At 58.4% G+C, this 14,932-nt stretch carries 6 protein-coding genes and 3 pseudogenes; 4 read left to right on the top strand and 5 right to left on the bottom strand.

All coding sequences use genetic code 11. From position 1 onward, the window contains the following. Positions 1-2,195: 2,195 nt before the first annotated feature. A pseudogene (locus I6F33_RS25920) lies at positions 2,196-2,416 on the bottom strand (transposase); the annotation flags it as partial. Positions 2,417-3,329: 913 nt separating this feature from the next. Between I6F33_RS25920 and I6F33_RS25915 the strand changes: the two are divergent. Both I6F33_RS25915 and I6F33_RS25910 read left to right on the top strand, forming a co-directional pair. Then, the gene (locus I6F33_RS25915) at positions 3,330-4,337 is read left to right on the top strand and encodes a radical SAM family RiPP maturation amino acid epimerase (protein ID WP_225144528.1); all 1,008 of its coding nucleotides are present in this window, start codon (positions 3,330-3,332) and stop codon (positions 4,335-4,337) included. Next, positions 4,286-4,816: a hypothetical protein gene (locus I6F33_RS25910; RefSeq protein WP_225144527.1), complete on the top strand. Its 531-nt coding sequence runs from the start codon at positions 4,286-4,288 to the stop codon at positions 4,814-4,816. The genes I6F33_RS25915 and I6F33_RS25910 overlap by 52 nt, the downstream gene beginning before the upstream one ends. A 1,144-nt stretch (positions 4,817-5,960) precedes the next feature. Here I6F33_RS25910 and I6F33_RS25900 read toward each other — a convergent pair. From I6F33_RS25900 to I6F33_RS25885, 4 genes and pseudogenes are all read right to left on the bottom strand, one after another. Further along, positions 5,961-6,560 (bottom strand): annotated as a pseudogene (locus I6F33_RS25900) (IS3 family transposase); the annotation flags it as partial. A gap of 499 nt (positions 6,561-7,059) precedes the next feature. Then, positions 7,060-7,326 (bottom strand): annotated as a pseudogene (locus I6F33_RS25895) (zincin-like metallopeptidase domain-containing protein); the annotation flags it as partial. A gap of 1,127 nt (positions 7,327-8,453) precedes the next feature. Then, positions 8,454-8,762, bottom strand: coding sequence for a hypothetical protein (locus I6F33_RS25890; RefSeq protein ID WP_225144526.1), 309 nt, complete (start codon positions 8,760-8,762; stop codon positions 8,454-8,456). Positions 8,763-9,610: 848 nt separating this feature from the next. Further along, positions 9,611-10,186: a hypothetical protein gene (locus tag I6F33_RS25885; RefSeq protein ID WP_225144525.1), complete on the bottom strand. Its 576-nt coding sequence runs from the start codon at positions 10,184-10,186 to the stop codon at positions 9,611-9,613. A gap of 1,743 nt (positions 10,187-11,929) precedes the next feature. On the opposite strand from I6F33_RS25885, the gene I6F33_RS25875 reads away from it, so the two are divergent. Together I6F33_RS25875 and I6F33_RS25870 are read left to right on the top strand one after the other, a co-directional pair. Further along, complete coding sequence (locus I6F33_RS25875) at positions 11,930-13,276, top strand: MFS transporter (RefSeq protein WP_225144524.1); 1,347 nt, start codon at positions 11,930-11,932, stop codon at positions 13,274-13,276. A gap of 645 nt (positions 13,277-13,921) precedes the next feature. Further along, positions 13,922-14,131: a hypothetical protein gene (locus I6F33_RS25870; RefSeq protein WP_225129470.1), complete on the top strand. Its 210-nt coding sequence runs from the start codon at positions 13,922-13,924 to the stop codon at positions 14,129-14,131. The last annotated feature ends 801 nt before the right edge of the window (positions 14,132-14,932 follow it).

Genomic DNA, 14,932 nt, shown 5'->3' with positions numbered 1-14,932 from the left:
ATGCGCAGCCACCCTGATTCCGCACGTCGGTTTTGTCCGTATGACCTTCTCGCTGTTCGCTTCTGGCTCGATGATCGGCAGAGGAACAGGAGGACGCTAGGACCCCGCGTCCACTTTGGCACCTACCCACTCTTGTAGTGGACCTGCCATCGTCTGCATGGCACTCGCGATCGACGCGCCCACAGGCTCGTTACGGCTTGTGATTAGCGTAATTGTCCGATTTCGCGGCACTTGAGCCGGCACCACCAACCCATCGAGAGCGTGTAGGCCACCCCGGCGATACAGCTTGTACGGACGAAAGGCTTCTTACCGTAACCACCGCCAGACCGATGGTGTTCAAGCCGGTGATCGTCGCCACAGGGACCCGGCGGCGCCTCAACATTCCAACGAGTTATCGAAGCTCGCAGCAGCAGTCCCAAGCACGGCCTTGAGGTCATCCAAGTGCTGGCACCGGCAAACAAAGCGCCCGATCACCTCGTCACCTAAATCCGAATAGCTCCGCTTATTTGGCCGTTAGTCAACGGAGATTTATTTATGACGATGACAACGCGAGCTGGAAATTGAGGCGTCGTGTCATCGCCCAAACTGGTGTGGATAGGCGCCGAGGGCACATTTTCCGGGCGGCGAACGGTTGAACGGCTGGCCGTCCGCAGCGACGAATGGCTCACAGAGACTTCGATCGACAGAGACGCAGCCTGCCCACGGGCCCTCTGCGTGAGGATTAATCCATCGCAATGCGCTCGCCAGACTTGCTTGATGAGCTACTCGACCATTTTCCACGACCTTTGCGGTTTCGGGCGCGGCAAATTCCTTTCCGCTTAAGATCATCTGGTGAAATGCGAGCGTCGCGTCCTTGCTCCCGATCGGCAGACTTTACCAATCAAGCACTCCGATTTTGCGCTCTCCGCTCAGCTATTCGGGCCCGTCAATTGATGATGTTGGGCTGCATGAGCAGCATCATCCACGCCACAAATCTCATCCTGCTGATGCTGCTAACGGCGAGCACTAGTTCGGCTTGTGCGGTCTGCTCAGCGTATTTCCAGGCGCCATTTGTGCCCCCCGGGCAGTCCGCGGTACTAGATGTGATTGCGACCTTAGTGGCCTGGGGGAGACTTGAGACGTTTGGCGTTAGACTGAGATTTTTTGTCCGCCAGCCAACACAACGTGGTGGCAGGTTTGGTGGGGCAGTGCCAGCGCTCGCATGAACGGTGACCGATGTCACGAGGCCTAAATGCCGCAGCGGGACCTCTCCTGAGCGATCGTGACCGCGGCAAGGCCGAACATCACGTCGCGGTTGATGCCGAAATGGAGGCGATAGAGCCACCAGATTGCGCAGCACCGGTCGAGATCGGAGAGTGCCCGAGCGCGGTTTATTGCTGCTGCGACCCGCGCTATTGGCTTCATGACACGTCTCGTCTGAAAACCTGAACGTCTCGGGACCAGTGCTCTAAATTTGGTGAGTTCTTGATCGGTGACGGTCGGCTGTCGCGCGCATGCGTCGGCAAAGGATTGGAAGCTTAGATTCATGTTTGCCATGGCATTGCGCGTCTCGAAGCTTGATGGGAACACGCATATGCGTATCCGGCCTTTCCGTAACCTTACGAGGCAAGTACTGCTTCCCCCAACACCCAGATCTGGTAGCGACAATTGACAGCACTCTTATGCGGTAGTTACGCGGTGGCGCGCGTTAGTTCGCAGACCCGATGCTGTCGCATCGAAGCGATCGGAGTCGATGGCGTTGGCTGCACCTCGGAAAACGGGGCGGCGCGGCCCGGAGCCATGTGATATTGCCTCGACTCATCGATGGCAGGTAGAGCTCCTGAGAGAGACGGTGATGCACTGCGACTTCCTGCCGCTGTGGGGATGCAGTCAACGAATGTGAATTCGTCATTTGAACAACTCGCCAGCCGACCACCTAACGGATTGACACGCGACATAGCCAGGGTAGCAAAGCTGCCCGCCCACAACACTAGTTCGGTACGGTCGACAGCACGTTGCGCAGCCTGTTGCGGCCTTCTCGAATATGAGGCCGAGCGAATACAAATTTGGCGCGCACCACCCACTCTCTGAGGACGATCCTTCAACTGAACAGACTACCAATGCATTATCATGCTGTGGGCACACGCATGCTCTAAGACCAATTTCCCGGTCGCGATGACCGGGTTTGTTGAAGTCTGTACTTGCCCGCCTACTTCATTCTTCTCCATGTCAGCCAGCTCGAAGAAGCCCCGCCGCGCATGGGCAATGCAAAACGCCAGTGTAATCGGCCGCACCTTCTTCTGCGGGTCGAACAGCGGTTCGAACCCGCTGTAGCACCGGCGTACAGCATGCCGGCGAACGCGGCCAGCTTCTTCTGGAGATGCTCGCCTCGTCGGTTGCTCGAGGCGTACTAGACTGCCGCCGCCGGCGCAGGCCCGGTGGCCGGCCACCGCACACAAGCGCAGAACCGCCCGGTTGTACCTTGCCCTTCGCCGGGATACGGATGGTGTGGTGAAAAGGCCGGCGGGATTTCACCTCCAGCCTCTCGCAGAACCGGGCGTATTGGACGGAATGCGCGCCGTTTCTAATCCGCAAGCAGACGCTGCTGAGCACGGTTCTGACCGAGCTTTTGTCGATGGTAACCGCTTGCTGCTGGGTTAGCTACCCACAACGAGCTTTCATCCCGCTCGACTGAGCGCTTGTTATGTTCGAGACCAATGTCGGAAAGTTGACGATACGCACGCTCAGACAAAGCGCAAAAGCAGCGATGTCAGTTTGGCATGCGGATTGCTGTGTCATCACCGATCGCTTCCAAGGCGACGGCTAGGTAGAAACATTTAGCAGAGGCCGGGCTATGTCGCAGGCTGAGGTAGAACGGTCAAGAATCTAGCGAAAGAGGGTAGTCTGCTCGAAAACGTTAAGCAGAGTGCTACAGGTCTTCGCGATCGGAAAGAGCCACGGCTACGATTTCACGCTTGATGAGGTTAGGAGCAGCATCCGAGTGCCACGCCGACATGCGTTGATGCAGCTCGACGCGATTGTCGGCGGCAAGCAGGATTTGAGCGGTGTAGGCTTGAGGAGGATTGTGCATACCACTGCGTTGGCTAGTTCCACGTCGGAGGCACCTACGACGCCGTGCAAGCCGCGGAAGCGGGCCGTGACCTAGTCGCTGTCGTTTTGCTTATTGTAGTTTTTGTCGCTGTCGCGGCCTGACGTATTTTCACTCTGATCGCATTGGCTCGTCCTGAAGGAAACGATCCGGTGCGAACAGAACTGAAAGCACGCCTCGTCAGGAGTGAGATCATTGCTTTCAGGCCTAGAGATGCGGCTTCAGGGCGTACCCGTACCTTATGACGCACACTGCGACCGAACACTGCCGACGGATTTTTGACCGGCGTACCCCCGAGCAACTGCGCACGTTGTCACACGTCAAGCGCTTCATGGAGCGGCTGGCCGGTGACTTGGAGTTCCGCAGGGCGCTTTCGGAGAACGTTCATTCTCCTCGAGCGGTAACAGAGCGCTACGGCATCGAAGTTGCCCCAATGAAGATGCTTCCTCTCTGGCGCGGCGGCTACCTGAAATACCGCTTCAAGCCGGAGTCTACGCCCTGGCCCCTGGCTATGATGTGGGACGAGTTTATCTGCGACATGTTGCGCGATCGCGACCTCCTGCGCGAAGAGGGCGAAATGTCGACGATCAACCCTCGCTTTCATGCCTGGCGTGAGCGCCAAATCCGGCGCTGCAACGACGAATTGGGCGGAACGGCGGCCTCGGTCACGTACCCCATCATCGCTTTCGAGCTGAGCGACGGCTGCACCATCGGTTGCTGGTTCTGCGGCCTCTCGGCCGACCGCTTCAAAGGCTATTACGAATATAGCGAAGAGCATGCAGCGCTTTGGCGCGCCGCGGTCGGTATTGCGAGCGAGATGTTTGGTTCGGCAGCCCGTACTGGTTTCTGCTACTGGGCCACAGAGCCTATGGACAACCCCCATTACGACCGCTTTCTATTCGACTATTATCAGATCACGGGCGCATTGCCACAAACAACGACGGCGGCCCCGCTCAGGGATCGCGCACTCACCACGCGCGTGCTCGAACTGTTCCAGCGCTATCGCACCGTGACGAACCGTTTCTCCGTGCTGAGCACAACACATCTCGACCAGATTCACATGGCGTTTTCGCCTGAGGAGCTGATCGGTGTCGAACTCGTCCTGCAGGGCAAGGAGGCGCTGACTGCAAAGGCTTTTGCCGGGCGCGCGCGCGGAGCGAGAAACTTAGGGCTGCCAACAAAGATGATGCAATCGCCTTGCTGGAGAGCGATCACACGACCATCGCCTGTGTTTCCGGCTTTCTCGTGAATATGCTGCAGGGACGTTTACAATTGGTGACGCCGGTGCCCGGTAGCGAACGCTGGCCTCTTGGCTACCGCGTCTTGAGTGAACGCTTCTTTAGGAGGTCTGACGAGTTCCGCGAGGGGCTGCAGCGCATGATCGACCAGCATGTGCTCGAGAGTCCAGCTCCCAAATTGCCGATCCGCTTCCGCAGGGACTTGCAATACGAGGCTGGGAACCGATGCTTTCATCTCCGGTCCCGCAACATGGAACACCGGGTGCTGGACGACATCGCTCCGACTTCCGTTGGCCATCTAATCGCCTATGGCAACTGCACAGCGTCGGAGCTGGTTAGGCAGGTCACGACTGACGGAACGAGCGTGCTCGCAGTAGCCGACCTGCTCGATCAGTTATGCACGGCCGGGGTGATTGAAGAGGACTTAGACGACAGCTTCGCCTGGCAGACCAGCTCACCTGTTACTGCGCTTTCATCGGGCAGCGGTTAGAGTTTCGGATTTTGTACGCCAGTGAGTCCGCCGGAAGAATTTCATTCTCGAGTTGCCCAGGCGAACGGTGCGTGATGCCCCTGCAGTTCCACCGCGCTGTCGAAAACATGGAAATTTGGAGTGCGCGCAGCGGCGGCTACTCGTTCGTTATAAGCTTGCAGAGCCCGACCGGTCCTGGCTTCCGCGGAAGGTTCGGCTACGTCGCTTCGTGGCGTCCGCTTGACCAGAGCCGTGGCGCGATCAGGGTGCTCGGCTCGCCCCTGCAGAGCTTGGCTGAGGCCGAGGACGCCTGCAATAGTATGCTCAATTACCTGAGAGACTGAACTGATTCCTGGTCGCGGAAAATGGAAGCAGCTTAAAGATGCTGCAGTCGCGTCGGGTGCTACCCAGGATGTTCACGGGGTCGAGACGTACTTTGTAGCGGCTGAGATTATCGCGCCCGATTTGAGCGGGCGCTACACGTTCTATCCGTCGGACGGGCTTGCTTCCAAATCGAGCTCATCTGGATTATCTTGAAGATCATCTGCCGTCCCTCACGCCGGTCGGAGCAAACATGTTCGTCGAAGGCTCGACAGATTTGTTCGCGTTTCCCAATCCGGTAGCTAAGCCGTACATCAGGATCGTGATCCACAAGACGCCCCTAGCGAACGGCTGCGCCCTACCGGATCTATTCACGAAATGATCATCACGATCCGTACACGGATGCGAGCCAGAACAGCTTGATGACAAGGGCGGGACAGGTCGTAACACCGTAGTCCCAATGACTTCACTGATTTTGCCGTCCTGCCACGCCTGTTTGCAGCGGCTGCGGTAGTCGCTCCTCAATCGCGGTAGCGCTGACAATGCTGCTAAAAAATACCGTCGCGCTTAAAAATGCTTTCAGCACAGCCAGGACCCTTTAGATTAGGAATAATCAAGCGGTACAAAGGCGATATTACCCTCGGGCCCAGACGATCGCCGTAAAGCGCCCCGGCCATTTCCGGAAACCGCGAAGTGAAGATTGAGCCGCCCATTCATTTCTTGCACAGAATATGTCAAGTTCGGGTGACCTGCCACTGCATTTTCATCCAGCGGCAGTTAGAGTCTCGGGTTTTGTAGCGAGACCGGACTTTGGACCACCCAGAACTAGAGTTTTGCGCTCTTATCACGTTGGCGGGCTGGTGGCGCCGGCGTGATTTTGCAGCAAAATCGGCGGCCGATTGCCGATGGCTCCATGGGGCCGCTCCTCGTTGTAGTATCTGCGCCAAGTCTCCACCTTTTCCCGGGCGTCCGCAAGCGACAGGAACCAATGGGCATTGAGGCATTCGACCCGGAAGCGGCCATTGAACGCTTCGATAAAGGCGTTGTCGGTCGGTTTGCCCGGGCGTGAGAAGTCCAGCGTGACGCTGCGTTGGTAGGCCCAGAGGTCGACGTCACGCGACACGAACTCGCTGCCTTGGTCGACGCGGATTGTCGCCGGGAAGCCCACTTCGTTGCAAACCCTTTCCAACACCTCCACAACATCGGTGCCGCGGAAAGTGAGCCGCGGCTCCAGGGCGGGCGAGAAGCGGGAGAAGATATCGATAATCGTGAGCACCCGGAGCTTGCCACCATTTGCCAGCTGGTCATGAACAAAGTCCATCGCCCAGGTCTCGTTGGCGCGCGTCGCTGGCCTGCGGTCATCGCGCAGCTTGGCCTTGACCCTCCGCTTCGGCGACTTGTTACGCAATTGCAGGCCCAATTCGCGATAGATGCGACGGGTCTTGTTCTGCCCACCGACTGGTCATTGCTCGGGTTGCAAAACGGCATACCGGCGGCGCCGCAGGTGCACGCACGGGTGCCAAGCCACGGTTGATCCGAATCGTTCTCGCAAATCTGCCTTCCGCGATTCGTTCCTCGTTCATTCGCTCTCTCATCGGCTATTCGCCAAGGAGAGGGTAATCCTTTTCGCCGACGGGGGCTCATTGCGCGAGCTTGTATTCACCCCCGACTTTCATGGCGAGTTTGATCTTGCGCTGATCGCAATTCGAGACAGGAACGCCTCAAGCTAGACCAGGCGACACTGGCCAAGCGGATCGGCGTCAGCCGTCGCCAATCAAAATACTTGCAGCCGCAGCGAATTATCTATCTGAAACCCGGGCGAAAAATCCGCCTCGCTGTAAGTAGGATGACGCTCAGTCAACAACTTCGTCCAGAGTCCATTGGAGATCCAAGCTATTTGGAGTTAAAATGACGAGGTCCAGATCGATTATTTCCGCCGCGGCTCAGGCCGCGGCGGAATTTTTGGCCTGAAACCGATACAGGAAGTCCGCCGCCCGCTGGACGAAGTTTGAAGATCGCGCGTTTGTCGTTCTTCAGCACCTTGATCTAAGAGGGCATATAGGAGGCGTGCCCCTCCCTCACCTCCGGTATCAGGCCCAATCGGCGGACAGGAAGGCCGCGCCAAGCTCTGCGACCAACTTTTCCATGGCATAGCCTTCATCGCCGAAGCGCTTGCGGCCGAACTCGCGACTCAGGCGGCTCTCGTGGCGGTATGTAGTGTCCAACGCCACTCATTGCGCGCGTCGCGGCAGAATGGAAGTACGTGGCCCTCACCTTTTCAGGTGATGTACCGACCTTCGCCAGAGTACCTGCGAAGCTTGTCGGAGATAGCAGCGGGATTGGTCGGGGCAAGATGTAGAAACAGTGCGGGCGCGGCTCGGTGCTAACCAACCCGGGGGCTGAAGCCAGGCCAACTAGTCCCTACCACATCCGCACTGCCGTTGAGACTAGCGGAAAAGTGACTCGGCGCCGATCGATCTGGAGCGATAACGCTGTCCCTGTCACATCCCGTTAACCCCAAGGGCTCTGTATCTGTCATAGCTTACCGCAAGCTGACAGGCCTTTTGCGCAGTCGGTCAATAATAATGGGGTATCAACACCCCTCAATCCGCCACGGAAATTCCTGCAACCACTCAGACATGCTCTCTGTGCTGTCAGTCGTCACGACTTCAGGATCACCCGGACGGTTCAGGCTGCTGATCAGTGAGACATTGTCGGTTGAGGACCACACCATCGTAGATACTCCGCCCCGTTAGAGGGCAGGTCTCCTGTGGAGTCAAATTGCGAATTCGGTGCTTTGCGCCCCGCCCATCCCTCTGCCGTGCATATTGTACTGCCATGTTCGTCGCACTCCGCATATCGGTCGATTGTCGGAGTGCATTTGTAGAATTCCAGTAAGCCTAAACCGGGGAATCCTGCGGATGACGAAAAGCGGGCCAGATCATGATTGCACACGAAATTGTAGGCTCTGGGATGTGAGAGAAATACAGCATCGCACGACTGAGCAATATAGGCGGGTCAGCAATAGATGGAACGCAGCGCCGCCTATCGAGGCTGCCAATGATGTTAGCCAGGAGATCGAGAGGCTAACGCACCGGCTTTGCCTTGAGGGCTGTTCACACGAAATGCCTGGTGGGTATTAACGAGAAATCGGCCTTGGACTGATAGGGTAGACTGAGGGCGTAGGTGATCGCTCAGATTCATCCCCGGGGAGATACCATCGTCCGCCGAGAATGAGCAAAGACGGGCTTGCTGACGCCGCTGCCTGCTCCGGACGAACTCGATTCAAAGTCGATTGCGCGCGCCATCGGGCTGGGATGCGCTCGATGCACGATTTCTAAATTCCGCAGCGGGATCTCTCGTGGGCAACCGAGACCGCGGCGAGCCCCAACATCACGTCGCCGGTGAATCCGAAATGGAGACAATAGAGCCACCAGATTGCGCAGCACCGGTCGAGATCGTACATGGCGAGTGCGCGCCTCGTTGCTGCGACCATCCGCGCCATCGGGTTCATTCCGCGTATCATCTGGAAACCTCGGCGTCTCGGGGCCAGCGCTCTCCGTTCAATGACTTTTAGGGCGGTGATGGCCCGCTGTCCGGCGCGTGCACCTGCAAGAGATTCGGAATTAAGATTGATGTTCGCCATGGCATTCTTTTCCGCGTTTCGAAGCTGCATGCGATCTGTGTCGTAATCCTACGGTTCAGGTGCTGCTTGCAAAACGCCCAGATCTGGTAGTGCCAACTGATAGGATTTCCATCCGATAAATACCGCTCACGCGATTGCACTGCCACGCAAAGCCACTTGCGACCGTCGTTCTCGGTTACGCGACCTTTGCTGCCAGCTCCTTGAGAATACCTCCGCGTCCGCGAGTTATTGACGCTCGCACAGGCAGGGCCTACGCCGTTTCCGAGTAAGCCCTCCACGGTCACCGGTTTCGCTGCCCAATTTGCGCGAATCCAGCCGACGTCGAGCGCTGGTTGGCGGCCGAGCCCCGTCTGAGGGCGCTGGCAATTCTCGGTCGCCTCGCTGAGCAACGCCCCAAACAGTTCGGCCCGCAGCACACCATCGTGCAGCGCTTGTTGGGATGGCTCCGACGCAAATCAGCCGAAACGATCATCCCGCACGGCGCAAAGCTGCGACGCTGGCCGCGTGTAATGGGCATTCCGCGACGTCTCCAGTCCCTCCGATTCTGCGCGCCATCGTGGAATCTCGGACTGGCCCACAGCGGGAGCTACATCGTTTAAGCGAAAGTCACACCGGCAGGGGAGGCAATACGGGCGCAATATGGCAGGCCGGATGACAGGCCGGCACCACGCAGATGAAATGGCAAGGATGACCGTGCATCTCGTGGGCTGCCAGGGGGTCCAATGATGCGTACCCACTGGCGGCGCGAACAGTCCACTGTTAAGCGGCGAATGTCTCTCCAGGTAAGGACAACCGAAGTGATCGCAGGCCTCCAGTCCGGCGCGATCGCTTCACCGTCGGGTTGCGTCTCATACCCTTGTAAGCCTAACGAACCCTCCTTCCACTAATTCGGCTTTGTAGGCCCGATTGTTAAGTAGGATTGTGGCGGGGTTATCTGCGGTCGGCATGAAACCTTCTTCGCGCAGCTTGTCCATTAGGGCAGGTGTGGCCCATTGCTGTCCTAGCGGCATTCCGTAGCGCCATTTCTCCGCAAAGAAGGCTCCGAAGTCCGGTACTCCCGCCCGGCCGGCCCCAACCACTTGGTCCTCCGCGGGGTTATGAACAAGACGAACGCGATTGGACTCATCCAAACCGGCCGTGTAGCGGTGACCTTGGATTTCATAGGTCATCGTCGGCTGGTCCGAGTCCGGCAAGAGACCGTGGTGGAATAGCCTCTCAACCATGGCGTCAGGGGCGATTTGCGAACCGTGTGAAAATCTCTGTGGAGCGGCGAATGAGACATCTACCGCTTCCTCAGGTGCGGCAGGTGATGATGGTCCAGCTTCATTCATGATCTGACTGAACAAATCATGATCTTCCTGTGTCCAGATGTGCGCCGTTGGCGATTCCGGTGAACGGGCATTATCGATCGGGTTCGGATCCATAAAGCTCTCCTTTCTGTTATAAGAACAAAGGCCTCTTGAAGATCTGCCCCCAGGGAATGAGCTGAAGTTCGTCACGAATTCAGAGATGGGTGGCTTCGTCATCGAGAGGCCAAGTTCGAATGTTAAAGAGGCTGGCTTTCGAGAAGCTGACAAAGGTCGAAAAAGGAGACAAACCCGCGGCCGCATCTGCCCCCTCTCATGCGATCATCTCCGGGCCAAGTCTCATTCCGCCTGGCCTCGCAGTCGGCGCGCGGGTCTGCGTCGTGCATTGCGTTCACCTGAGCGTAAAGCTGGTTAGGAGGTCCAGGTGATGCGGACCGCGACCAGACTCAGTCTTGCACCGAACATGTGCATTTCGACCTCTGCCCTCGACCCGTCGTTCTGGCTGACGCTTCGAGCCTATGCTCGGGGCCGCTAACCAGAATGGCCACGATAGTCGCGCGAGCGCGAGAACAGACGAGAGCGAGACCTACGTGAGAGTCCGGCAAGCGCGGAGCGAAGTGTTCACCTGAGATAACGAAATCGCTGAGACGCAAACCAGCCGAGACGATCATCCCGAGCACGGCTAAAGGTGCGGCGGTGCCGGTGATCCGGGGACTGCGGCCGCCGCTGCGTGTAGTGGGTAGTCCGCGAAGTCCCCAGTGCCTCGAACCCTGCGCGCCATGATACAACATCCGAGTGACAGCCGGAGCTACATCGGTCAAGCGGAACGCTACGTCCTCAGGTGAGGCAATACGAACCGCCAACTTTGTCCCGGCTGCTATCGACGCTCTGCGTCATGCAGATGGCACTCGTGTCAGGGCGTTGGAAAGAGATTCACTGGTGTCCTGAATAAGGAAAATCGTCGTAATTCGTGCGCGCGGTGGCGAGGTCGCCGCTGAAATGTCCGCTTCCTCCAAGCGTCCGTTGGCGAAGAACCGTAGGCCACATTCGTGCTCGCCCGTTGCGGGCGCACGAACAGTAGCTCCTGGGGATGCGTCACTGGTTTGCCTTAACAGCTCTCTAAGTGGTTGACCAAGATGTACGCCCCCTGAACCTTTGGCAGCGCTCCCCGAACGACTTGAGATCGGCCTCGTCGGCGTCGGGGCCGAATAGCCGGGCCTTCTCCCCGTCCCGGCTGATGCCCTCGCGCAGGAGATAGCCAAGATGCGCGGGCGAGCGGCGCCGAACGCACGTTATGACTGGACGACCTAGGTCTTGATGGTCGCCAGACGCGAGCGTCCCGCGAGCAGGCGTTCGCCCACTCGCCGGCGACCCGGCCGGGACGCAAAGGTGGAGCACTGATGATTGGTGGATCTTGTCCGCCGCGCGAGAGAGAGCGGCAGGAGCGCTGAGCGGCGGCAAGCGCCTTGGCGACGAAGGGCGTGGCACGCTGACTCCTTAAGGAGCGGACGCAACCTGGCCGAGGCTGAAAGGGCGCGAGACATCGCCAATCGTGTTCGGCGCCCGCCAATTTGTCCCAAACTCGCCAAAGCAGCGCGATGTCTGGGTGCCCGACAACTATAGCAGGTCTCATATTTGTCTTGCCGGGAAGGCCAGCGATCAGATCAAGGGTAAAATGGGCCACGAAAGGCGGGCATTTTTATTGCAGAGCTTACCGTGAGGTTCGTCGTGACACGCTTCAGCCTACATGTGAACAGGCGATGGCCGTGAGGACGAGCTCGGGCAAGTGGAATGCAACTTTGCGCGACCTGTCTGGTCGAAATGTTCGGGCCATGGATCGCGCTCCAGATCAGGTCGAGGATGGCGAGGCAATTTACTCCAGAGGGGCTGGAGCCGGTCCTCGGTCCGGCAGACGAACGCTTGACACGCCGCGCGGTGTTGGGCGCAACCATCGGCAACATTATCGAATTCTACGACTTCGGGACCTATAGCTTTTTCGCAATACAGATCGGTCAGGCGTTCTTCCCGGCAACTGACCAGTTCGTCAGCCTCATGCTGTCACTCGGAACCTTCGGCGCAGGTTTTGTAACCAGGCCGATCGGAGCCATCGTGCTCGGCTCGTATTCGGATCGGGCCGGCCGCCGACCCGCGATGACCGCCAGCTTTGCCATGATGAGCGCCGCGGTCCTGTTATTGGCTATCACGCCATCGTACGAGACAATAGGACTTGCCGCTCCGTTGCTAGCCATTTTCGCACGCTTGCTGCAGGGCTTTGCTCTCGGAGGTGAAGTCGGTCCAACGACAGCCTACTTGATGGAAGCGGCCCCCACCAAAGCCCGCGGTCTTGCGGTCTCCTTTCAGCCCGCGAGCCAACAGGTAGCTGCGACGGCCGGAGCGTTGGTTGGAGAAATACTCTCGCTCACCATGACAAGCGAAGCGCTCAATGCGTACGGATGGCGGGTCGCGCTGTTGCTCGGCGCGGCTACGTTGCCGTTTGGACTTTGGTTGCGGAGCGTCCTGCCCGAAACGCTGCACCGCCCCGAGGCGCCGGTTCTTGTCACCCAGCCCGAGGGGCGACCACCTACCGATCGCCGCATCATGAGCTTGGGATTTGTCATCTTGGCCAGCTGCACGATCACGACTTATGTTACGGGATACATGACGACCTACGCGTTGAACACCCTCCGCGTTTCCACGCCTCTCGCCTTTGCTACTACGCTCATCAGCAACACGGTCGGAATTTCTGCAGCACTGCTGGGCGGCCTGCTCGCCGACCGCGTAGGCCGTCGGCGTATCATGATATGGCCGCAGGTCACTGCATTACTGATGACCTATCCGGTATTCTTGTGGATTGCAGAGAGCCGCAGTGCCTTGGCACTTCTAGGAGGTCTCGGCGTCCTCACCCTGATCGGAACGATTCCGTATAGCGCCTTCTACGTGAGCATGGCCGAAGGTTTGCCCAAGTACATTCGTGGTCGCGCGTTCGCGACGATCTACGCTTTTGCGATAGCGATTTTTGGAGGCACAGCTCAACCGATCGTCACCTGGCTCATCCACCTTACCGGGAGTGCACTCGTGCCCGCCTGGTACATGCTCTTCGCGGGCGCGGCCGCGCTTTGTGCCATGCTTATGATGCCGGAGACGGCGCCACTCAATTATGTGCCCGACCATAGACGAATGGCCGTAACGCCACGACCGCTGCCCTAGTCATGCCCGAACAGGTAAGGATGACATCTATGATGTCCGAAATGCGAAACATCGACCCGGAGGACGGGTATGGGGCCACCACGTAAAAGCAATCTATCCTGAAAATTCGAGCAGCTTTACATCGAGCAGGAGCTCCTGTCGGAGCGCAGCGTCTCCGTCTGAAATGACTTTTCCCCATTTACCCGATCTTGGCCGATGCGGCAGTTGCACGATCGGCGGACGTCACCGAAAGGCTGTAAGTGAGCCGTCACTCTGATCGTCGTTTAGAGAACAAGAAGGCCCGGCTTGTACTATCTACTAGCGCAAGTACGGCATGAGGATGCGGCCGCTGTCGGAGCAGCGGCCGCACGAGGGTCAATCCTCATCTCTGCTTGATATGTTTCCCGCTGTCAGTGCTGGACGCACGAGGGATCCGTCAAGCAAAAAAACAGATCGCAGATACCATTCAACGGGTCATCCACGCACTCAGGATATGATGTATCGGCTACCGGCGCACTCGCCGCAACCGGCTGCGCGGCAACGTTTGCAGCAAAAGGAGGCATTACCGCCGTTGCAAGCGCGAGGGCGCTCGCGGTCACTAACACAGACTTTTTCATTCGAGATATAGCTTCCCTAGGTTAGCCCCAGCCGCCCTCGAGGGTCTATATGACCACGCTGCAAGCGGTAAAATTGATTTTCTTGATCAGATCTATTGACCGAATGGATAAGTACGCAGCAATCGACGATCGGCTCATCGATGCGATGGGCGACGAGTTTCAAATTTGGCTGAAGCAACGGCTGGCCGAAGCGGGTCTGACGGACGATGCCGAGGTTAAATCGTCAACGAGATCGCCTGCGAGATCAAAAGCGAGATGACGCACCGGGTGCTTAGGGAGCACGGCATCCAGCTGTAAAAGCTCGGCCAGGCCCGTCTTACGGATTGCTGTCGCGAGCTCGCGCCATGACTCGATGAACAGTCCCACCAAGCTGATCGTGCGGCGCAGCCTGCTCTTCCGACGGTGCCACCGTTGCTCACTCGTGGCGGCGAGTGAAAAAAGCAGGGAAATGACTGACCATACGCCGGTGTACTGAAATTGTCTCCGCGGCGCCCGGCGCCATTGCAGTTGAAACGAAGAAGCTCCGACTTACTCGGATTGAGACGCTCAACGAAGAACGACAAGCCCAGCATCCTTTTGGGGGGCCAAGGAGGCGTGATGCTGGGGCCGTCGTAGGCTGATGCTAGAGTAGCAAACAGGCGGCGTTGTTGTGCACCGCCCGGCTTGATTCGTCAAAGCGGCCGGGACGCTCAGCTCCCGTACATCCGGACCATCCGCGATCCGTTGAAGCTCGCCCGAAGAGTTTGCGCGCCAGTTCGCCGCGGGCAGGCTGGTGAAAGCACTGTGACACCGGGCGTATCGCCGCCAGCATCTGGTATATCTCCCGCCTGCAATAGTCAGCGGCCCAGCTTCTCGTCCGAGCGCCGATGTTCGCCACAGCAGAGAATGGCAGCTTGCTTGTACGACGACCGACCTCCGGATCGCCAGCCGATACCCCTCCGTAAGCAGTGTTCTCTCCCAGGCTCCAGCCTTCTGTGAGCTGGAGCCCGACGACGCTCAGCGCAGCTCAGGCAATCCGCCGAGCCGGTCCAAAAGGCATGAACTCACGCCGACGGCTCAC

The organism is Bradyrhizobium sp. BRP20, from assembly GCF_020194215.1.
Lineage (GTDB): Bacteria > Pseudomonadota > Alphaproteobacteria > Rhizobiales > Xanthobacteraceae > Bradyrhizobium > Bradyrhizobium yuanmingense.
This window is presented reverse-complemented; position numbering and strand designations above follow the sequence as displayed.